This is a genomic window from Clostridium tyrobutyricum (assembly GCF_019144085.1).
Lineage (GTDB): Bacteria > Bacillota > Clostridia > Clostridiales > Clostridiaceae > Clostridium_B > Clostridium_B tyrobutyricum_A.
In genome coordinates this window covers 1-258 of sequence record NZ_JAHHUY010000123.1, presented here as the reverse complement: position 1 = coordinate 258, position 258 = coordinate 1, and the positions used below count along the sequence as shown (strand labels likewise).

At 65.5% G+C, this 258-nt stretch carries 1 pseudogene; it reads right to left on the bottom strand.

The features are described 5' to 3' along the window. Positions 1-258, bottom strand: a pseudogene (locus KM800_RS15275) (hypothetical protein); the annotation flags it as partial.

Below are 258 nucleotides of genomic sequence, written 5' to 3'. Positions count from 1 at the left end.
CTGTCGGGTGACCAGCAAAACCTGGTCCTCGCCCGCGCTGGTGTCGAGCCAGAAAACCGGGAGCTGTGGAAAGGCCGCCTCGAAGTGACTGCGCTCGTTGCCGATCTCCAGAATGAGGACTGCGTCCTCGCTCATGCAGGCCGGAGCGGCTGCAAACAGCTTGCGCACAAAGTCCATGCCGTCGTCACCGCCCGCCAGGGCCAGTGTGGGTTCGGCACGGTACTCGCCGGGCAATGCGGCCATGCTGGCGGCGTTCAC